We start from the raw sequence: 19,482 nt of genomic DNA, 5'->3' as shown, positions 1-19,482 counted from the left end.
GCCTTATCAAAATAGAGAAAAGCCCTTTATCAAAATATTGCGTGATATACCGCAGTTAGTGCGGCATATCACACAGAATGATAAGTGGATTGATTGTCCAGGTGGACAAAATACATTCACGTGACCGTCCATCCGCACAGATGCGGGAGAACTTCATCGATACCGGCTAGTTTTTCAGAATCTACCGAGGTTCAAAGCATCGTGCTCAGTGACCGAGAGCCGGCTAGCCAGGAGATAGCTTGCAAAACATCACTCAAAACAAATGGACTCACACCAAGGAACACCTTAAACTCCTGAATTTTTCAATGGTTCTTTCGACCCGCACTTTAGAAGAGTTATGTCTATGCAACGAATCTTAATTACAGGCATCGGTTCGGGACTTGGTCTAGCCCTGGCTCAATGGTACTTACAGCAAGAAGCTGAGGTATATGCGCTTGGGCGTCATTTTCCAGAGCCGCTGCAAGACCACGGCAAATGCCGCTTCCAGTACTGTGATTTGCAACAACTGGAAAGGATCGATCCAGCGGCAAGGTCTTTGTTAAACGGCGTCCAAAACCTGGATTTGATGATTTTGAATGCCGGGGTATTGGGGGCCATCAAAGATATGACAGAGACGCCCCTGTATGAAATCGACGCCGTGATGACAGTCAACGTCTGGGCCAACAAGGTGTTACTCGATACTTTGATTGATCTGGAGGTCGATATCGATCAAGTCGTAGGCATCTCTTCTGGCGCGGCGGTGAATTGCAACCGGGGCTGGAATGCTTATTCCTTGTCAAAAGGCACGCTGAACAGCTTGTTGAAACTTTATGCGCGGGAAATGGAATCCACCCACGTCACTGCCTTGGCGCCCGGGATTATTTGGACCCCCATGCTGGCGAAAGTGATTGAAACCAGCGATAAAATCAAGTTTCCCTCGGTGCAAAGGGTTCAGGATGCCGAGAAAATGTCGCCAGAAGAAGCCGCCCGCCTGCTGGCTGAAACCTTCCCGAAACTAAAGGCTTATGAAAGCGGTTCTTTCCTGGATGTGCGGAATTTATAACTCTATTTTTTTCCACAAAAGCTGTGGATAACTTTGTGAACAAGTTGCAAAAAGCAGCCTGAATCCCGCATAAATCATGGCCTTTTATCAAATTGTAAAAAAACTGGACAAACCGAATTTATCCATAAGAATCAATAGTTTACAAGAAAATATATAACTGAAAAATTTTGACTGCTGGGCTTGACATTTACTTTTCATTTTTGACTAGCGGTTGTGAATAAGTGATTTCACACACCCTTCAATAACAACCTACGAATCGTCAGCCAAACCAAACACATTCAAGTCAATTAATGCAAAAGCGGCCAACCAGAGAAAAGCATCCCAGAAGTCCAGAAACTCGCCTTTGATCCCCCAAAAAACGGCGCCCCCCAGTAGCGCCAGGTACAAAAGCGCTTTGGTGACTTCACTGGCCAGCAGCACCCAGCCTTTAAGCTTGCCGTGCTCTTTCAAATAGACATCAATCTCCAGAATGGCAATGACAATTAACCAAACTGTTGCGTAGAGGACATCTACCAAAGCCATGAAGCGGGCCTCTTGCAAACGCTCGGGATCGGCCAAAATATGCGTCCCTTCCAACCGCATCAGAGGTGCCTGGTTCAACTTCTGGCAAACTCCTTCCGTAATTGGCAAATATTCATCCAGGTCCACCACATAGGTATAAGCGCCCCCCACCAATGCGCACACGTCATCCACGGCAAAAGGCACTGCATTCACGAACATCCAATATTTCGAGAAATAACCGTAATACGAGGAGAACACAAAAAAGTAACAAACCAGCCGCACGCCGTGCAGAAACCAAAGCAATGGGCCTTTCATTTTTTCCGCTGGAATGACGGCGGTTTCCAGCTCAAAAAACAAAAGCAACACCAGCCACGCAGTCACATCAATGGTGATGGCGAAGGCCTTGGCAAATTCGCTGAAACTAAAACCCGTCTCAAATAAATGCCGGCTGGCAGCGTAGTCGGAAAGAAAGTATTGATAAGCATCCACCATCAATAGGATATAGATGGTGTATTTGAGGAGTTGGAATATCCTCGCTTTATTTAACAAGGCTTGTCTTTCAGCGAGCTTGGATTTCATTGCATCAATCCGTTTCAGTTAACCTTCGGTTTTTATCAGCCATGTCACCGCCGCGGCAGCCAGCAAATGCTTGAGCGTGTGGCCGCTGATCCAGCCGGTCAACGCCAATAGTTCCCGGTCAAGAAATTCCGCTCCCTTAGCCAAGACATAAAAGGCGAAAGCATAATACACAGCCTGTCGGGGAATCACCCCGGGCGGAGACAGATAAAAAATCAACAAGATCAATACCGGTGGTAAAAATTGCACCAGGCCATAAAACCTCAAATCATCAAACACCAGCCACACCCCGATGCTCGCCAGGCCAACCCCCACCAGCAAGGGCAGCCAGTAACCTTTCAAATGAAATTGATCTTGCAGCACGGCGGCAAACAAGCCCATGAAGGCTACGGTCATCGGCAACCGGTCCCACACCAGCCGCGCATCATCCGGAGCCCAGTGATACCAGGCAGAGCCTGGGCCGATCAGGAGAATCCCCCACCAGAACACCTTCATGGCCGGTTGTAACGGCGCCGGCCACTTGAAAACCGAGCGCAGCCCCAGAAATCCCGCCAACACGAACCCCAGATTGGACAGGACATTGAAGCAGTTGGGAATGGAACCGCATGCGCGGGCATCGGCAAATTGGTGATAGGCGGGGTCCTGGGGTATCGGGCCAAGGATGGCGGCTATCGCAATTGCCAGAATCACAACGGTTATCAGGCTCGCCGCCCTGACATCCAATTTGAACGCCAATTTTTCATCTCCAAAGTTTTTTCCAAATCAGAAACGAGCCTGAAAGCGGGTGACAAGTAAATCTAGCTGAGCAAACGATGTTTGGGTGTTGACGTAGTCAAAAAAACAGACACCTTATCTGATGTTACGCACTGTCATTTCGAGGCCTGTCTCGAACGAAGTGAGAGAGCTTGCGAGAAATCTTGTAGTTGATCCAAAATCGAGGCTGGGGTGTGAAGATTTCTCCCTCTGGTCGAAATGACGGTCAAAGATCGCGTAAACCTGAGCATATCTGCTGTCGGCTGTATAACATCAGAACTTATTTTGAGCCATGTATTTTTTTGGCCACTCACAAGCGCCAAGGTATTAATTCTGCCATGGATCAATGACCGGAACGGGCATTGCCGAAAAATCCTTCAGGTTGTGCGTGACTACTGTCAGACCATGGACAATGGCGGTGGCGGCAATCAATGCGTCCCGGTCCGGTTTTGGATCCGGCACATGCAACCGGGCCGCACAGACAGCCACTTCCGTGTCGATGGGCAGGATACGCTCTGTGAACCCAGATTTCACCCGCCCCTCCAGCCATTGCCGTAACGCCAAGCCCTGCCTGCCATCCTTGCGCTCCATGAGAAGCACGCCGTGTTCCAGCTCCAACATGGAAACCACAGACAAGTAAAAATCCGTAACCGCCCTGGCGGAAGCCCACCGGACCACGTTCGGGTTGGCCTTTCCGAAAGGCGCCTTGCGCAGTTCCGAGATAACATTGGTGTCCAAAAGGAACATTCAATCCCCGTTCTCGAGGACGGCGCTTTTGTGGAAACCGCCTTCATGTCTCGGTGGCTCGAACTCGACGTACTCTTCGGTTTCCTCCGGAACAATGGCATCCAACAGGCTGGTCTGTCCACCCGCCATGCGCTGATAGGATTCCCAGGTAAGCAACACATGGGTGGGACGTCCTCTGTCGGTGATGATTACCGGACCTTTTTCGGCGGCCTGTTTGGCTTTGCTGGGGTGGTGATTGAATTCCCGGCTGGACAATATGGACATGATGGTTACAATAATGGGCCAGATTGTAGTTATGATACTACATCCTATCAAAGCGCACAAAAAATTCCTGACAGGTTCAGAGACGGTTTTTGGAAGAACATGGCCTCCAGAACCGTGTCTGCAATCGTCCTCGAAAAATGCAGGTAGCCAAACCGGCGTAACTGGGCTACGATCCGATCATAAACGAATTATGGGTCAGGAAATCAAAGCTCAGTGCTCATAATGTCTAAACTTGGCAATCCATACACATGGCGATGATACCCCCGGAAAAACCCAAAGGCCGCGGCGCGGTCAGCAATCAGGATGGCCGCTACAATCAATATCACCACGAAGCGGTGGATGACGGCTGGGAAGACGATGACGATCCCGCACCGCTTCGCACCGAAGTTACGCTCGAATCCCCCCGCACCATCATCGCCCGCAACCAGTCCCCGGATATTCCCTTCGAACAATCAATCAACGCCTACCGGGGGTGCGAACACGGTTGTATCTATTGCTACGCCCGGCCCACTCATGCCTATCTCGGCTTGTCCCCGGGGCTGGATTTCGAATCCAGACTGACTGCCAAACCCGATGCCGCCAAATTACTGCGCCGGGAATTGCAAAAACCCGGTTACCGCTGTTCTCCCATCGCCCTGGGCGCGAATACCGACCCGTATCAACCCATTGAGCGGCAATACCGGATCACCCGCCAGATTCTGGAAGTGCTTGACGAATTCCACCATCCGTGCACCATCACCACCAAATCGGCCCTGGTGGAACGGGACAAGGATTTACTGGCTTCCCTGGCGGAAAAACAACTGGTTCAGGTCAACCTGTCCATTACTACATTGCAACCCGGTATTGCCCGCAAGCTGGAACCGCGCGCCAGTGCGCCTCACCGCCGGTTGCAAGCTGTCACGGCTCTGCGTGAGGCTGGCATTCCAGTCAATGTCATGGTCGCGCCCGTGATTCCCGTACTCACCGACCCGGAAATGGAATCCATTCTGGAAGCCGCCAGCCAGGCGGGCGCCCAAACGGCCGCTTACATGCTGGTGCGCCTGCCCCTGGAAGTCGCCGGATTGTTCGAAGAGTGGCTCCGCGTCCACTTTCCCGACAAAGCCGATCACGTGCTCAACCGCATCCGCGATACCCGGGGCGGGCGTGCCAATGACCCCCGCTTCGGCCACCGGCTCCGGGGCGAAGGCATCTTCGCCGAACTGATTGGCAAGCGCTTCCTTCTCGCCGTCCGTAAATACAAACTCGACCAACCGGCACCTCCCCTCGATTGCAGCCGCTTTCGCGGACAACCCGGGCAAATGACGTTGTTCTGAAGACCCTCTGCCTCCCCGGAAAAGTAAATTAATATGTAAAAGGGAGACAAGCGGCTTCCATTGACTTCACCTCCCCAGGTCGGGGACAATGCAATATTTTGAAACGCAATCGAAACATTAGTCATTACCAATGAACAGGGAAAAGGATGTCATCGTCAGTATTCGCGGGCTGGTCTTTTCCAGAGGCCAGCGGCGGATTTTCGACGGCGTGGATATGGATATCAGGCGCGGTTCGGTGACCGCCATCATGGGCCCCAGCGGCACCGGCAAGACCACCTTGCTCAAACTCATTGGCGGCCAATTGCGCCCCCAGGCAGGAACCATCTTGGTGGATGGCAAGGAAGTCCCCCGGCTGTCCCGGGGCCAACTGTACCAACTGCGAAAACGAATGGGAATGCTGTTTCAAACCGGCGCCTTGCTGACCGACTTGAATGTCTTCGAAAATGTCGCCTTTCCGCTGCGGGAACATACCCGGCTGCCGGAATCCATGATCCGCACCCTGGTGTTGATGAAATTGGAGGCCGTCGGCCTGCGCGGCGCACGGGACTTGATGCCGGCCCAATTATCCGGCGGCATGGCGCGGCGGGTGGCACTGGCCCGGGCCATCGCCCTGGACCCGATGATGATCCTCTACGACGAACCTTTTACCGGCCAGGACCCAATTTCCATGGGAGTTTTGATCAAATTGATCAAGACTCTGAATGAAGCATTGGGGCTGACCAGTATTTTAGTATCCCACGATGTGCAAGAAACGGCATCGATTTCCGATTATATTTATGTGATTTCCGAGGGTAAGGTAGTTGGTCAAGGGACACCGGCGGAATTGGAGGAAACCGATTCGCCCTGGGTTCGGCAGTTTCTCAACGGTCTGCCCGACGGGCCGGTGCCGTTTCATTATCAAGCGCCCGATTACGAAAAGGATTTGCTGGAATGCTAGGGGTACTGCAACGCTTGGGCCACACCACGCTTTCTGGCTTTGCCAAACTGGGGCGCGCCAATGTTTTCATGCTCCAGGTGTTGTCCGGCAGCCTGGAAATCGTGATCCGTCCCCGTTTGTTGATCCAGCAAATGTATGTGGTCGGCGTACTCAGCATCTTATTGATTGGCTTGTCCGGTTTTTTTGTCGGCATGGTGTTGGGGCTGCAAGGCTACAACGTGTTGTCGGATTTTGGCGCTGAGGAATCCCTGGGGGTGATGATTGCCGCCTCCCTGGTGCGGGAACTTGGGCCCGTGGTGACGGCGCTGCTGTTTTCCGGGCGGGCGGGATCGGCCCTGACCGCGGAAATCGGCTTGATGAAAACTACCGAACAGCTTTCCGGTATGGAAATGATGGCGGTCGATCCCTTGCGCCGGGTGATTGCGCCCCGGTTTTATGCCGGCTTTTTCTCCATGCCGCTTTTAGCGGCCTTGTTCAGTTTTATCGGGATTTACGGCGGCTACTTCGTGGGCGTGGGGCTGTTGGGGGTGGACGAAGGTTCGTTCTGGTCCCAGATGCAGGCCGCCATCGATTTTAAGGAGGACATTGTCAACGGTGTGATCAAAAGCCTGGTATTCGGTGTCATTGTCACCTGGATCGCGGTATTCGAAGGTTATGACGCGACCCCCACTTCCGAGGGGGTAAGCCGGGCCACGACCCGGTCGGTGGTCTATTCGGCTTTTGCAGTATTAGGATCGGACTTTGTCCTCACAGCGCTGATGTTTGGAGATTAAGGGAATGCACAACACGAGAATGATTGAAATTTGGGTTGGGTTTTTCGTCGCCCTGGGGCTGGCGGCGCTATTTCTGCTGGCGATGAAAGTCAGCAACTTGAGTGAATATGGCGATCAGCGCAAAGGTTATCATCTCTATGCGCGGTTTCAGAATATCGGCAGTCTCAAGGTACGATCCCCGGTCAAGGTAGCCGGTGTCACTATCGGTAGGGTTTCCAACATTAGTTTGGACGATGAAAATTACGAAGCGATGGTGGAGATGAGAATCCAGCCTAAATACAATAAACTGCCGGATGACAGCATTGCCAGCATCTATACCGCTGGGCTGTTGGGAGAACAATATATCGCTTTGGAAGCCGGTGGCAGTCCTGATTATCTGCAAGACGGCGATGAGATTGAGATCACTCAATCGGCGCTGGTCTTGGAAGAGCTGATTGGCCGCTTTTTCATGAAAGCCAGTGATAAAGCGCCCGATCCGCCAAAAGAATAAGCAAACCGCACATTCCCATGACATCCCCCTCGCAACCTTCCAATACAGCGACACCCAGACTGGTGGAGACGGGCAATGGGCATTTCCTGGTGGAAAGCGATTTGACTTTTTTCACCGCCGCCACCCTTTGGAAAACTTCCCGCAAACACTTAGAAAAAGCGCCTTCGTCCATTGTTATTGATTTGAGCAACGTCCAGCGCATTGACAGCGCGGGGCTGGCTTTACTGGTGGAATGGTTGAGAATGACGAAACAATTTGGGAAAACCTTGACCTACCGGCAATGTCCGCCGCAACTGGATCCCATTGCCCAAGTCTATGACTTAGAGTCCCTTCTCCCCTGTAACCATGGATAAACTACTGATTGAAGGGGGCCGCCGCTTGTGCGGCGAAGTTCCTATCTCTGGCGCAAAAAACGCCGCCTTGCCCATTCTGGCGGCGACATTGCTCTCGGAAATCCCGGTAGCCCTGGGCAATATACCCCATCTGCGGGACATTACCACCATGCTGGAACTGTTGGGCGGCATGGGGGTTAAGTTCCTCGTGGACGAGAAAATGGTGATTGAAGCCGACGCCAGCCATATCCACTCGCCTTTGGCTCCTTACGAACTGGTCAAAACCATGCGCGCCTCCATATTAGTGCTAGGACCTTTATTGGCCCGGTTTGGAGAGGCCGTGGTATCCCTGCCGGGCGGTTGCGCCATTGGCGCCCGGCCCGTGGATTTGCACCTTAAAGGCTTGACCGCCATGGGTGCTGAAATTCAGGTGGAAAACGGCTACATTCACGCCACGGCCAAACGCCTTAACGGCAGCCGCTTGGTGCTAGATCAAGTCACCGTCACCGGCACGGAAAATCTGCTCATGGCCGCGGTGCTGGCGCAAGGCAAGACCATCATAGAAAACGCCGCCCGGGAACCGGAAGTGACCGACCTGGCGCTTTTTCTCAACCAGATGGGGGCCAAAATTCAAGGTATCGGTACTGATGTACTGGAAATCGAAGGGGTAGACACCTTGGGAAAGCCAGGCTTGCATTACGAAGTACAACCCGACCGAATCGAAACCGGCACCTATCTGACCGCCGCCGCCATCACCCAAGGCCGGGTCAAAACCACTCGAACCCGTCCCGACCTACTGGATTCGGTATTGGATAAGCTCAAGGAAGCCGGGGCTGAAATCGAAACCGGCAGCGATTGGATTGAACTGGACATGCCAAAGCGCCCCCGGGCGGTTTCCCTGCGTACCGCTCCCTACCCCGCCTTCCCCACGGATATGCAGGCTCAACTCATGGCGCTGAATAGTATTTCCCAAGGCGTCGGGGTCATCACTGAAACCATTTTTGAAAACCGTTTCATGCATGTGCTGGAATTACGCCGCCTGGGGGCGGATATCACTATCGAGGGCAATACCGCCATTTGCCGGGGCGTGGAAAAACTCCAGGGCGCGCCAATCATGGCCACCGACCTGCGCGCTTCGGCCAGCCTGGTGCTGGCGGCGCTGGCGGCCCAGGATGAAACCATCGTTGACCGGATTTATCATATTGACCGGGGCTATGAACAAATTGAAGAGAAACTCGCCCAATTGGGTGCTGTTATCCGCCGGGTAGCGTGAAAATGAAATCATTGGCCACGGTATTCAGTATTTCTTCCGAGAGACGTTGTAAGCCCTTCCCTGGGAACTTGTCAGGGCTGCGTTATCTACTCAAGCCGGGGCAGGTGGTCTGCTTCGAAAAACGCCGTGAATACTTCCCTCTAGTCTCCACGCCGGCCTCCCTGCCGGCGAGGTTTTCGAAGCAGACCACCTGCCCCGGCAATCAATATTTTAGGTGTTTAAATGATGCGATTCTGGGGAACTTGACGGCAGCATCCTTGCTGCCGACACCCTCGGAAGAAAGACTGAATACCCTGGCAAGCGAAAGTCCGGAATATGGGTTGTTAAATTAGTTGAGGACAATATTTAAATGCTTACCATTGCCGTTTCCAAAGGCCGGATTTACCAGGAAGCACTGCCGCTGTTGGCGGCTGCGGGAATTGAACCTGCTTGTGATCCGGAAACCTCGCGCAAATTAATCCTGCCCACCAATCAAGAAGATGTCCGTTTGCTGATTATTCGCGCCACGGACGTGCCGACTTATGTCGCCTGCGGGGCGGCTGATGCCGGTATTGCCGGCAAGGACGTGCTGGTGGAGCATGGGGCGGGAGGGCTCTATGAGCCATTGGATCTGGGCATCGCCCGCTGCCGAATGATGACCGCCGGCAAAGCGGGGGAAGAGTGGCAAGGCAGGCGGCTGCGGGTGGCAACCAAATATGTCAATACCGCCAAGCGCTATTTCGCCGGTCAGGGGATTCAGGCGGAAATTATCAAACTTTACGGTTCCATGGAATTGGCGCCCTTGATAGGGCTGGCGGAATGTATCGTTGATTTGGTGGATACCGGCAATACCTTGAAAGCCAACGGCTTGGAACCCAAGGAATTGATCATGCACGTGAGCTCCAGACTGGTCGTCAATAAAGCCGCCATGAAAATGAAACACGAACGCATCAAGGAATTAATCCGCGACCTGGAAACCGCGGTTACCGCCGAGGCCATGCCATGACTATTGCAATGCAGCGGCTTTCCAGCGTTGACCCTGACTTTCCTTCCAAGCTCGACCGGCTGTTGGCATGGAATGACGAGGAGGATCTTTCCGTGCTGCAAACAGTGCAGACGATACTTCAGCAGGTCAAATCCCGTGGCGATACGGCGGTTTTGGACTATACCCAACGTTTCGACAATCTCCGGGCCGCTTCCATTAGTGAACTTGAACTGCCCAAATCGCGGCTAGATCAAGCATTGCAGTCTATACCCAATCGGCAAACCAAAGCTCTCCGCTTTGCCGCCGAACGCATCCGCGCCTATGCCGAGCATCAAAAGCTGGAATCCTGGCGCTATACTGACGCTTTGGGGAATATGCTGGGCCAACAAGTTACCCCTTTAGACAAGGTGGGGTTGTATGTTCCAGGCGGCAAGGCGGCCTATCCCTCGTCGGTGTTGATGAATGCGATTCCCGCCAAAGTCGCCGGAGTACCCGAGCTTATCATGGTCGTCCCCACCCCCAATGGGGAAATCAATGATTTGGTCCTGGCCGCCGCCGCCATCGCCGGAGTGGACAGGGTTTTCCGCATAGGTGGCGCGCAAGCTGTCGCGGCGCTGGCTTACGGCACGCAGTCCATTCCCAAAGTTGATAAAATTGTCGGTCCCGGCAACATCTACGTGGCTACCGCCAAGAAGCTGGTGTTTGGCCAAGTGGGGATCGACATGATTGCCGGTCCCTCCGAGATTTTAATCATTGCTGACGGCAGCACTGAACCGGATTGGATCGCCATGGATTTATTCTCCCAGGCAGAACACGACGAAAATGCCCAATCAATTTTGCTATGCCCGGATCCAAGCTATATCCAACAAGTGGCCGCCAGCATTGACAAGCTACTGCCCGCCATGGAAAGAAAAACAGTCATCCACGCCTCTCTGTCCCGGCGCGGTGCCTTGATCGAAGTCAAAGATCTGGACGAGGCCTGTCAGATAGCCAATATCATTGCGCCGGAACATCTGGAATTGGCGGTAACCGATCCCGAAGCACTGCTTTCCCAAATCCGCCATGCAGGCGCCATCTTCATGGGCGCTTATACCGCCGAGGTATTGGGAGATTATTGCGCCGGCCCGAATCACGTGCTGCCCACCTCCGGCACCGCGAGATTTTCTTCCCCGCTGGGCGTCTATGACTTTCAAAAGCGCACCACCCTCAACTTTTGCTCCCCCGAAGGCGCCTCTAAACTTGCCGAAACCGCTGCCATCCTGGCCCGTGGCGAGGGTTTGACCGCCCACGCCCGTTCCGCGGAATACCGGATCAAACGATGACCAATCTCAACGATAAAATTACCGCGTTTTTCCGTCCGGAAATTCTAGCGCTGAATGCCTATCACGTTCCTTCCGCGGAAGGATTCGTTAAACTGGATGCCATGGAAAATCCTTATCATTGGCCACCTGAGATGGTTGAGGCGTGGTTGAGCAAGCTCCGGGAGATTCAACCCAACCGTTACCCGGATCCCCAGCCTGAGTCCCTTAAGAATACCCTGCGGCGACACGCCAAGGTACCAGAGACCATGGAAATCCTGCTCGGTAATGGTTCTGATGAAATCATCCAAATCCTGCTGATGGCCCTGGCGGGCAAGCCCGAAGCAACGGTCATGGCGCCACAACCCACTTTCGTCATGTATCAACAACTGGCCATCAGCTTGGGACTGAATTTTGTCGGCGTGCCGCTGCAAAGTGATTTCTCTTTGGATGCCGGAAAAGTGCTGGCCGCCATCAAACAATATCAACCACAGCTTATTTTTCTCGCCTACCCCAACAATCCCAGCGGTAACTTGTTTGATGAAACAGTTATTGCTGAAATCATCAAAAAGACGCCGGGCCTGGTAATCCTGGACGAGGCTTACGCACCTTTCGCCCAGGCGACATTCATGGATCGCCTGAATCAGTTCGATAATCTACTGGTCATGCGCACCCTGTCGAAATTGGGACTGGCCGGACTGCGTCTTGGATTTTTGGCCGGCCATCCCGCCTGGCTGGAACAATTGGACAAACTGCGATTGCCCTACAACATCAATGTCCTCACCCAAATCACCGCGGAATTTGCCCTGGCCAATGCCAACGTTTTCGAGCAGCAAACCGCCCAAATCCGGAGCGACCGCACCAAACTGTTTCAGCAACTACAAAAACTTCCCCAGGTGGAAGCTTTTCCCAGCGCGGCCAATTTTATTCTCTTCCGTGTTCCCGATGCAGACGCGGTTTTTCACAAGCTTAAGCAGCAAAAAATCTTGATTAAAAACCTGCATCCCGCAGGGGGGTTATTAACCAATTGCCTGCGGGTGACCATCGGCACCCCTGAAGAAAATGCGGTTTTTTTCGCCGCACTGCAATCCGCGCTACCCCTATAAAATCAATGGGTTTCAGCCTATCCGCCAGCCTGGTAATCCGGGCAGGACATTGACAGTGGCCTTGATAAACGCCAAAATCCAAGGCAAAAAGCATATGCAACCTTAATAAAAACACAACGGCAACTGGCGTCTTTCTCTCGGCAAGCTTTTAATGGCACATTAATTGCTTGCCTTCTAGCAACGAAATTTATATAACACCGCCAGGCCGAATTTGGAGGAGAGTCTTCGTCATGAGTCAAGACGATAGTCAGATCGATCTCGAGAAACGCAAGTTTCTCACCCAAACCGCAGCGGTTGTAGGCGCCGCCGGCGCTGCGATGACCGCAGTGCCCTTTCTTGGCTATTTGAAGCCCAGCGCTGTCACCCTGGAAGCCGCCGCTCCCATTGAAGTCGATATCGCCAAGCTGGAGCCCGGGCAACTCATTCGGGTCGAGTGGCGCGGCAAACCCATTTGGGCGTTGAAACGCACCGAGGAAATGCTGGAAACCCTACCCAAACTGGAACCTTTGCTGCGGGATCCCTTATCTGAGGAATCCATTCAGCCAGAGGCTGCCAAAAACCGTTACCGCTCTATCAAACCTGAAATTTTTGTGGCGGTGGGGGTCTGCACCCATTTAAGCTGCTCCCCCACTTACCGGCCCGAAGTGGCGCCACCCGATCTTGGCAAAGACTGGCTGGGCGGTTTTTTCTGTCCCTGTCACGGCTCGCGGTTTGACCTGGCGGGCCGGGTGTACAAAAAAGTCCCCGCGCCAACCAATCTGGAAGTCCCTCCGTACCGCTATTTGACAGATACCCGCATTGTCGTTGGAGAAGAAGAACAACAGGAGGCATCGGCCTGACATGAACGAATGCAAAGATTGTGGAAGCCGCTTGCTCGCTTGGATAGATGAGCGTTTTCCCTTACTGAAAGTTTGGAACGAACACTTCGCCAAGTATTACGCCCCCAAAAACTTCAATTTTTGGTATTTCTTTGGCTCCTTGGCGCTGCTGGTCCTGGTGAATCAGATACTCACCGGGATCTGGCTGACAATGAATTACAAACCCTCGGCTGACCGCGCCTTCGATACCGTGGAAATGATCATGCGCGATGTGGATTGGGGCTGGCTGATCCGCTACATGCATGCAGTGGGCGCTTCGATGTTTTTTATCGTCGTTTATATGCACATGTTCCGGGGCATGCTTTATGGCTCCTACAAAAAACCGCGGGAACTGGTGTGGCTGTTGGGTATGTCCATGTATGTGGCGCTGATGGCGGAGGCCTTCATGGGTTATCTGCTGCCTTGGGGACAAATGTCTTACTGGGGCGCCAACGTGATTATCTCCCTGTTTGGGGCCATTCCGGTGATTGGTGATGATCTAGTCACCTGGATACGCGGGGATTTTGTCATCTCCGACGTCACCTTGAACCGGTTTTTCTCCTTTCATGTGATTGCGGTGCCACTCATCTTGGTGTTCCTGGTATTTTTACACATTGTGGCCCTGCATAAAGTAGGCTCCAACAATCCCGACGGCATCGATATCAAGGAAAAGAAGGACAAAAACGGCGTGCCCCTGGATGGCATTCCTTTCCACCCTTATTACACGGTGAAGGATCTTTTCGCGGCTGCGGTTTTCCTCACCATTTGCGCATGGATTGTGTTTTATGAACCAGATTTCGGCGGTTACTTTTTGGAGCATCCCAATTTCATTCCCGCCGATCCATTGAAAACCCCCGAGCACATCGCCCCGGTGTGGTATTTCACGCCTTTCTATTCCATTCTGCGGGCGATTCCGAGTAAATTCGGTGGCATGTTGACCATGTTCGCGGCGATTTTTATTTTGTTTTTCCTGCCTTGGCTGGACCGCTGTTCCGTACGCTCTATCCGTTACCGGGGTATTACCTACAAAATCGCTTTGGCTTTGTTTGTGATCAGCTTTTTGGCCCTGGGCTATTTGGGTACGATTCCACCCACGCCGACGGCGGCATTTTTCGGCATTATTTTCACCATTATCTATTTTGCCTTCTTCGTTTTCATGCCGATCTACACCCGCATGGAAATCACCAAGCCAGTACCGGAACGGGTGGTTTGGCCGCCCAAACCTTTCCTGGAACGGGAGGGCTGGACCCCGGCGCTTGCCCGCATGATCTGGAAGCTATTGCGCCCTGTTTTAGAAAAAATCCAGGCCATACTCCAATCTTTGCCACTATACAAAAAGGCGGCCGAAGCCTGGTCAGCTACTCAGACAATGATTAAAAACAACAAAATCCTGAGAAAATTCCTATGAAGCATTTAATTTTTGCGTTGTTTTTGAGTCTTCCAAGGATGGTAGCGGCAGAATTAACCGCGCCATTACAAACACCCGACTTGGATATCTTTGATACCGAATCTCTACAACGCGGAGCAAAACTTTACGGAGAAAGGTGTATTGGGTGTCACTCTCTCAAGCATATGCGCTACAAACGCATTCAAAAAGACTTGAAGCTATCCGATGATGAACTGAAGAATCTGTTCCCCTGGTTGGACAAACCTATTGGAACCCTGTCAACTGCCATGCCGTCTGAAGATGCGGAAAAATGGTTCGGTCTGCCCACCCCAGATTTGTCCGAGCGTATTCGGGCCAGAGGCGCGGACTGGGTCTACACTTTTTTGCGCAGTTTTTACCAGGATGAGGAGCGTCCTTTCGGGGTGAATAATTGGGTGTTTAGAGACGTGGGAATGCCTCATGTATTGTGGGATCTTCAGGGGATGCAAAAAGCTGTAATCAAGGAGAAGAAGGGCACACCCACCATTGTAAAATTACAACAGGTCTCTCCTGGCACCTTATCCAAAACAGAATTTGACCGGGCAGTGACTGACTTGGTCAATTTTCTCAATTACGTTGCCGAACCAGCGCAATTGGATAGATTAAAACTCGGTAAATATGTTTTATTTTATTTGATTATCTTGGCCTTCATTATGTACCGGCTCAAGAAAGCGTATTGGAAAGAAATTCATTGACGTGTTGCGTGATAATATAGTGCAGTCCTATTCAATTCCGCAACATTAAGGTTTCGGATTGTTATATTCAATGGCCAAAATATAATGAAACTGTATTGTTCTCCTTTCTGCCCCTATAGCCACCAAGTCCGCGTGGTCTGGTTTGAAAAAGGCATACAGGCTGACATCGAATACATTGACCCTGCCAATCCACCCGAGGATGTTATCGATCTCAACCCCTATGGCGATACACCCACCTTGATTGACCGGGAACTGGTACTATTCGACCCAAAAATCATTATGGAATTTTTGGATGAGCGGTTTCCCCATCCGCCCTTGCATCCGATGGAACCGGTGGCACGGGCTCGGGCCCGGATGTTGATATCCCGAATTGAAAGGGATTGGTTTAGCCTGCTCAACGAGATCGAAGCCTCGGTGGATAAAAAGGCCGCCAAGGTTCGCAAATTATTACGGGAGCGATTGATAGCCGCGTCGCCAATCTTTGCTTCCAAACCCTATTTCCTGAGCGAAGAATTTTCCTTGGTGGATTGCGCCTTGGCGCCCTTGATGTGGCGGCTATCCAAAATTGGCATTGAACTCCCTAGGGAAGCCCAAGCTATTCAAGCTTATGCCAACCGGATTTTCGCCCGCGATGGCTTCCAACGAAGCTTGAGCGATATTGAATTGGAAATGGGTCACTTACCCGAAAAGATTTCTGCCTAGCCATGACACCACTGCGTCCCTACCTTATTCGCGCGATTTATGAATGGATTGTCGATAATGAAATGACACCTTATATCCTGGTGGATGCAGACCAGGAGCAGGCGATCGTGCCACGGCAATATGTGCAAGATGGCCGCATTGTGCTCAATCTGCATCCTGCAGCAGTCGTAAACTTGTTGATGGGTAATGAAGAAATCGCTTTCCAAGCCCGTTTTGGGGGCACGCCAATGCAGGTTCATGTACCGATACAAGCAGTCTTGGCGATTTATGCCAAAGAAACGGGCAAGGGCATGATCTTTGATGAGGAAACCGATGGTGACACCCCACCGCCTAGCTCTCCCAAGAAAACGCCGGAGAAACCCAAACGGCCTACCCTGAAAGTGGTGAAATGACCGTAATCGTTCCACTGGGAATCCAAGTGTCAGTGCATATGCCCTCCGGGTCGATATTTTCTATCTAACCAGAATCGTTCAACTCTCATCCTGCTTTCGCAAAAATTCTCCCGGAATGACGCGCGCTTGAGTACGCATATAAATCCCTAAACGCTTGAAACAACCTTACTTCTTGTCCGGCGTATAAAAAGAAGGGCCTTTACTGCTTCCACCAACCTCTTTGAGAGGCAAAATTTTTGCCGTTCCCCGCCTTTCCACCATGTCAATGCGGATGATTTCGTGCATGGGAATGAAACTCCGCTTGACGTTCTCGAATTCAGCCTTCAGCTTTTCCTCGCTGGGGTCCACCACAATGGAACTGGCCTCGCCAAACACGAAATCCTCGACGACGACAAATCCATACAAATCCCCTTGATACACACGCTTTGCATAGATCTCATAGACTTGGTTCTGATTGACGAAAGCAACTTTAAATATTTGTTTGGTAGCCATAGATGTCCTTGATGTTTGCTGCCTTGGATTGTAGCAGATCACCCCCCGCCCACCTAACCCAACCCTTCCCAGAGTTCATCCACCAGTAGCATGACGACGTCGTGTAAATTTCCGGTTTTCTTATAACACTGCAATTGACGCTGCCAGCTTACTCCCGACACGATTCTCTGGTGCAAATGTTCAAAATAGCAAAGCAACTCCATCGCCGAAGCGCAGGGTAATAACTCAGACCATAGACATTCAATGATTTCTTTTAACGCTAAGATATTGCCCCGTTTGTCGATATATTGGGCCTCACAGCCTGCTCGGTTGGCTTGGAAATAATTTTCTTTCTCAAGCCACCAAGGCAAGGGCTTGGGAAGCATGGCTGGCCGATCTTTTTCAGAAGTCGATTGCAGATATTCGATTAAACACACCACAAATGCGGCAAGGGATATTGCATCCTCGAGACAGGTTTGGGAATCCATTACCCGCACTTCTAAAGTCCCAAGTGCTGGCCTGGGGCGGATATCCCAGTGAATATCGTCGATGTTTTCGAAAATGCCTGCCCGCTGGGAAAGGGAAAAAAACTCACAAAACCGGGACCAGTCCGCAAAAGAGGGAGGAATACCAAAGCTGCGGCCGGAGGCCAAGATTCTTTGCCGGTAGCACGCAAATCCCGTTTCATAGCCGCGCCAGAAAGGGGAGCTACTACTAATGGCAATTAAGACGGGTAAATACGCTTTGACTTCCCGCATCAGTGCGATTGCCGTTTCGCCACACGGCATCCCCACATGAACATGGCTGGCAAAAGTGATCTGATTACGGGCCAAATAGCCGTACAAGGCCTGTTGCCTCAAATAACGGGGCAGTGGCGTAATCAATGCCAACCGCTGGCAGATGGGGTGAGTACCTGCGCCGCATAAGAGCACCCCAAGGTTTTTACTTCGTTGACAAAGATCCTTAAGCACTGCATGCACATGGGCTTCCAGTTCAGATATGCCATGGCAAACTTTTGAAGAGATCTCAATACAACTTTGAATAAACTCGGGTTGAATCCACTGAATATCGGGAAAAGCTTCCATCAGCGGCAGCACCTTGTCCGCCAAATTCAAGGTGCCTTGATCCACCAGTTGAAGCTCCCACTCCAGACCGAGGGTACGCTGTTTGGAACCCTTGAAAATCAGAGGATCATCCTTGCTCATAGGTCTTTAACGCTTCCCAAGCTGCTGCGGCAAAATAAGCTGCGCCGACCTTGAGTACTTCTTCGTTGATATCAAAGGCTGGGCTATGCAGCGGTATGTATTCTTCTTCCTGCTTACGAGCACCAAAACGCACATAACAGCCGGCTATCTTTTGCAAATAAAAGGCGAAATCTTCCGACCCCATGCTGGGATGATCCATTGCCACTACGCCTTTCTCTCCTACCACTGCCTCCGCAGCGCGGCAGGCTATTTGCGTTTCTGTGGGAGAGTTGATTACCGGAGGATAGCCTTCCCGAATTTCCAACTCAATTTCAGCGCCATGGAGATCCGCCAACGCATTGACCATTCGCTTCAATCCACGGTGCAAGTGACGACGCACTTCAGGCAGTGTGGTTCGAATGGTTCCCCGCAGCATTGCGCTTTCCGCAATCACGTTAGGCGCACTGCCAGCCTCGACTTGACCGATGGTAATCACCGAGGGGTGCAAAGGATCAATCTCCCTCGATACCAAGGTTTGTACTGCGGTAATCAAAAAACCGGCAATAACCACGGCGTCAATGGCTTCATGGGGACGGGCGCCATGACCACCCCGGCCATGGATGTGAATGGTGAAACTATCGGATTGCGCGGTGATCACGCCCTCAGCCACCATGATTTCTCCTACCCGGTAATGGTGCGTCACGTGACCGCCAAAAATCGCCCGAACCCCTTCTAACACGCCTGATTTAAGAATGACTCGAGCGCCCCCGCCGCTTTCCTCGGCAGGCTGAAAGACGAACAAAACCTTTCCCGGCGGCGGATTTTCTCGCAATAAAGCCGCCGCCCCCAATACCATGGTGACGTGAGCGTCATGACCGCAAGCGTGCATCTTGCCAGGATTTTCGGAAGCAAAAGGCAGACCGGTGGTTTCCGTGCCGGGCAGTCCGTCCATATCCGCGCGCAAGGCAACAGTAGGCACATGGACGCCGATTTTACCGTCAATCCGGCCAATCACGCCCCCGCCTTTGCCTTGATATTCATACGGAATCTGCAAACGATCCAGTTCAGCCATGATTTTTCTGGCGGTTTCCACTTCTTCGAAAGCCAACTCCGGATAGCGGTGCAATTCCCTCCGAAGTTCTACCCAATGGGGGAATAATTTATCGACGAATGCTTGATCAATCATGGCCTTTCGCTCCTAGCCCGGATATTTCACCAGCATCCCGGATGATGGCGCAGGACAGGTGCGGCTGGGCGCAGGGCTGGACTGACCAAATCGCCGGGAGCGATTTGGAACAGCTCCGCTGGCCCCGTCAGGGGCGGAGGGCAGGACGCCCGGAGTAAAGGCATAGCCTTAAGCTTACGGCTTGAAGGAAGCCCAAGCCC

21 protein-coding genes and 1 pseudogene are annotated in these 19,482 nt (G+C 52.2%); 15 read left to right on the top strand and 7 right to left on the bottom strand.

Translation table 11 applies throughout. The features are described 5' to 3' along the window. Nucleotides 1-343: 343 nt before the first annotated feature. Nucleotides 344-1,042 (top strand): alcohol dehydrogenase, encoded by a 699-nt coding sequence (locus AXA67_07000; GenBank protein KXJ40969.1) that lies wholly within the window; start codon nt 344-346, stop codon nt 1,040-1,042. 249 nt (nt 1,043-1,291) lie between these two features. Here AXA67_07000 and AXA67_06995 read toward each other — a convergent pair whose 3' ends face one another. The 4 genes from AXA67_06995 to AXA67_06980 all read right to left on the bottom strand — a co-directional run bounded on the left by AXA67_06995 (nt 1,292) and on the right by AXA67_06980 (nt 3,883). After that, nucleotides 1,292-2,122, bottom strand: coding sequence for a hypothetical protein (locus AXA67_06995; protein ID KXJ40968.1), 831 nt, complete (start codon nt 2,120-2,122; stop codon nt 1,292-1,294). A gap of 18 nt (nt 2,123-2,140) precedes the next feature. Beyond that, complete coding sequence (locus AXA67_06990) at nt 2,141-2,854, bottom strand: hypothetical protein (GenBank protein ID KXJ40967.1); 714 nt, start codon at nt 2,852-2,854, stop codon at nt 2,141-2,143. Nucleotides 2,855-3,199: 345 nt separating this feature from the next. Beyond that, nucleotides 3,200-3,619 carry a twitching motility protein PilT gene (locus tag AXA67_06985; protein KXJ40966.1) on the bottom strand — a complete coding sequence of 140 codons (420 nt, stop codon included), beginning with the start codon at nt 3,617-3,619 and terminating at the stop codon, nt 3,200-3,202. Further along, complete coding sequence (locus AXA67_06980; protein KXJ40965.1) at nt 3,620-3,883, bottom strand: hypothetical protein; 264 nt, start codon at nt 3,881-3,883, stop codon at nt 3,620-3,622. 254 nt (nt 3,884-4,137) lie between these two features. Between AXA67_06980 and AXA67_06975 the strand changes: the two genes are divergently transcribed. The 14 genes and pseudogenes from AXA67_06975 (at nt 4,138) to AXA67_06910 (ending at nt 16,441) form a co-directional block, all read left to right on the top strand. Continuing rightward, complete coding sequence (locus AXA67_06975) at nt 4,138-5,196, top strand: DNA repair photolyase (GenBank protein ID KXJ41119.1); 1,059 nt, start codon at nt 4,138-4,140, stop codon at nt 5,194-5,196. Between the two features lie 130 nt (nt 5,197-5,326). Next, nucleotides 5,327-6,133, top strand: coding sequence for an ABC transporter ATP-binding protein (locus AXA67_06970; GenBank protein KXJ40964.1), 807 nt, complete (start codon nt 5,327-5,329; stop codon nt 6,131-6,133). Further along, nucleotides 6,127-6,906 carry an ABC transporter permease gene (locus AXA67_06965; protein KXJ40963.1) on the top strand — a complete coding sequence of 260 codons (780 nt, stop codon included), beginning with the start codon at nt 6,127-6,129 and terminating at the stop codon, nt 6,904-6,906. The genes AXA67_06970 and AXA67_06965 overlap by 7 nt, the downstream gene beginning before the upstream one ends. Nucleotides 6,907-6,910: 4 nt before the next feature. Then, nucleotides 6,911-7,396, top strand: coding sequence for an outer membrane lipid asymmetry maintenance protein MlaD (locus AXA67_06960; protein ID KXJ40962.1), 486 nt, complete (start codon nt 6,911-6,913; stop codon nt 7,394-7,396). A 17-nt stretch (nt 7,397-7,413) separates the two neighbouring features. Then, on the top strand, nt 7,414-7,749 hold the full coding sequence (locus AXA67_06955; protein ID KXJ40961.1) for a hypothetical protein: 336 nt from the start codon (nt 7,414-7,416) through the stop codon (nt 7,747-7,749). Further along, on the top strand, nt 7,742-9,001 hold the full coding sequence (locus AXA67_06950) for a UDP-N-acetylglucosamine 1-carboxyvinyltransferase (protein ID KXJ40960.1): 1,260 nt from the start codon (nt 7,742-7,744) through the stop codon (nt 8,999-9,001). Before AXA67_06955 ends, AXA67_06950 begins: the two co-directional genes overlap by 8 nt. 349 nt (nt 9,002-9,350) lie before the next feature. After that, the gene (gene hisG / locus AXA67_06945; GenBank protein ID KXJ40959.1) at nt 9,351-9,986 is read left to right on the top strand and encodes an ATP phosphoribosyltransferase; all 636 of its coding nucleotides are present in this window, start codon (nt 9,351-9,353) and stop codon (nt 9,984-9,986) included. Beyond that, the gene (locus AXA67_06940) at nt 9,983-11,287 is read left to right on the top strand and encodes a histidinol dehydrogenase (GenBank protein ID KXJ40958.1); all 1,305 of its coding nucleotides are present in this window, start codon (nt 9,983-9,985) and stop codon (nt 11,285-11,287) included. Before hisG ends, AXA67_06940 begins: the two co-directional genes overlap by 4 nt. Next, complete coding sequence (locus AXA67_06935) at nt 11,284-12,369, top strand: histidinol-phosphate aminotransferase (GenBank protein KXJ40957.1); 1,086 nt, start codon at nt 11,284-11,286, stop codon at nt 12,367-12,369. The genes AXA67_06940 and AXA67_06935 overlap by 4 nt, the downstream gene beginning before the upstream one ends. Before the next feature lie 230 nt (nt 12,370-12,599). Next, entirely contained in the window at nt 12,600-13,208 is a 609-nt protein-coding gene (locus AXA67_06930; GenBank protein ID KXJ40956.1) for a ubiquinol-cytochrome c reductase iron-sulfur subunit, read from the top strand. A 1-nt stretch (nt 13,209) separates the two neighbouring features. Continuing rightward, nucleotides 13,210-14,433: pseudogene (locus tag AXA67_06925) on the top strand (cytochrome B). Nucleotides 14,434-14,630: 197 nt separating this feature from the next. Further along, entirely contained in the window at nt 14,631-15,347 is a 717-nt protein-coding gene (locus tag AXA67_06920) for a hypothetical protein (protein KXJ40955.1), read from the top strand. A gap of 84 nt (nt 15,348-15,431) precedes the next feature. Then, the gene (locus tag AXA67_06915) at nt 15,432-16,049 is read left to right on the top strand and encodes a stringent starvation protein A (protein KXJ40954.1); all 618 of its coding nucleotides are present in this window, start codon (nt 15,432-15,434) and stop codon (nt 16,047-16,049) included. A 2-nt stretch (nt 16,050-16,051) separates the two neighbouring features. Beyond that, a complete protein-coding gene (locus AXA67_06910) occupies nt 16,052-16,441 on the top strand; it encodes a stringent starvation protein B (protein ID KXJ40953.1) in 390 nt (129 codons plus the stop codon). 165 nt (nt 16,442-16,606) lie between these two features. On the opposite strand, the gene AXA67_06905 is transcribed toward AXA67_06910, so the two are convergent. The 3 genes from AXA67_06905 to AXA67_06895 are packed head-to-tail and all read right to left on the bottom strand — an operon-like array spanning nt 16,607 to nt 19,282. After that, complete coding sequence (locus AXA67_06905) at nt 16,607-16,933, bottom strand: hypothetical protein (protein ID KXJ40952.1); 327 nt, start codon at nt 16,931-16,933, stop codon at nt 16,607-16,609. Nucleotides 16,934-16,986: 53 nt separating this feature from the next. After that, nucleotides 16,987-18,117 (bottom strand): hypothetical protein, encoded by a 1,131-nt coding sequence (locus AXA67_06900; protein KXJ40951.1) that lies wholly within the window; start codon nt 18,115-18,117, stop codon nt 16,987-16,989. Further along, a complete protein-coding gene (locus AXA67_06895; protein KXJ40950.1) occupies nt 18,104-19,282 on the bottom strand; it encodes a peptidase M20 in 1,179 nt (392 codons plus the stop codon). The genes AXA67_06900 and AXA67_06895 overlap by 14 nt, the downstream gene beginning before the upstream one ends. Nucleotides 19,283-19,482 lie beyond the last annotated feature (200 nt).

The sequence above is a fragment of the Methylothermaceae bacteria B42 genome (assembly GCA_001566965.1).
Lineage (GTDB): Bacteria > Pseudomonadota > Gammaproteobacteria > Methylococcales > Methylothermaceae > Methylohalobius.
Note: the sequence above shows the minus strand (reverse complement) of the source record. Positions and strands in the feature narration are given on the sequence as shown.

Coding starts and splice junctions, on each gene's coding strand:
- AXA67_07000 (KXJ40969.1), top strand. CDS start 344: ATGCAACGAATCTTAATTACAGGCATCGGTTCGGGACTTGGTCTAGCC.
- AXA67_06995 (KXJ40968.1), bottom strand. CDS start 2,122: ATGAAATCCAAGCTCGCTGAAAGACAAGCCTTGTTAAATAAAGCGAGG.
- AXA67_06985 (KXJ40966.1), bottom strand. CDS start 3,619: ATGTTCCTTTTGGACACCAATGTTATCTCGGAACTGCGCAAGGCGCCT.
- AXA67_06980 (KXJ40965.1), bottom strand. CDS start 3,883: ATGTCCATATTGTCCAGCCGGGAATTCAATCACCACCCCAGCAAAGCC.
- AXA67_06975 (KXJ41119.1), top strand. CDS start 4,138: ATGATACCCCCGGAAAAACCCAAAGGCCGCGGCGCGGTCAGCAATCAG.
- AXA67_06970 (KXJ40964.1), top strand. CDS start 5,327: ATGAACAGGGAAAAGGATGTCATCGTCAGTATTCGCGGGCTGGTCTTT.
- AXA67_06965 (KXJ40963.1), top strand. CDS start 6,127: ATGCTAGGGGTACTGCAACGCTTGGGCCACACCACGCTTTCTGGCTTT.
- AXA67_06960 (KXJ40962.1), top strand. CDS start 6,911: ATGCACAACACGAGAATGATTGAAATTTGGGTTGGGTTTTTCGTCGCC.
- AXA67_06955 (KXJ40961.1), top strand. CDS start 7,414: ATGACATCCCCCTCGCAACCTTCCAATACAGCGACACCCAGACTGGTG.
- AXA67_06950 (KXJ40960.1), top strand. CDS start 7,742: ATGGATAAACTACTGATTGAAGGGGGCCGCCGCTTGTGCGGCGAAGTT.
- hisG (KXJ40959.1), top strand. CDS start 9,351: ATGCTTACCATTGCCGTTTCCAAAGGCCGGATTTACCAGGAAGCACTG.
- AXA67_06940 (KXJ40958.1), top strand. CDS start 9,983: ATGACTATTGCAATGCAGCGGCTTTCCAGCGTTGACCCTGACTTTCCT.
- AXA67_06935 (KXJ40957.1), top strand. CDS start 11,284: ATGACCAATCTCAACGATAAAATTACCGCGTTTTTCCGTCCGGAAATT.
- AXA67_06930 (KXJ40956.1), top strand. CDS start 12,600: ATGAGTCAAGACGATAGTCAGATCGATCTCGAGAAACGCAAGTTTCTC.
- AXA67_06920 (KXJ40955.1), top strand. CDS start 14,631: ATGAAGCATTTAATTTTTGCGTTGTTTTTGAGTCTTCCAAGGATGGTA.
- AXA67_06915 (KXJ40954.1), top strand. CDS start 15,432: ATGAAACTGTATTGTTCTCCTTTCTGCCCCTATAGCCACCAAGTCCGC.
- AXA67_06910 (KXJ40953.1), top strand. CDS start 16,052: ATGACACCACTGCGTCCCTACCTTATTCGCGCGATTTATGAATGGATT.
- AXA67_06905 (KXJ40952.1), bottom strand. CDS start 16,933: ATGGCTACCAAACAAATATTTAAAGTTGCTTTCGTCAATCAGAACCAA.
- AXA67_06900 (KXJ40951.1), bottom strand. CDS start 18,117: ATGAGCAAGGATGATCCTCTGATTTTCAAGGGTTCCAAACAGCGTACC.
- AXA67_06895 (KXJ40950.1), bottom strand. CDS start 19,282: ATGATTGATCAAGCATTCGTCGATAAATTATTCCCCCATTGGGTAGAA.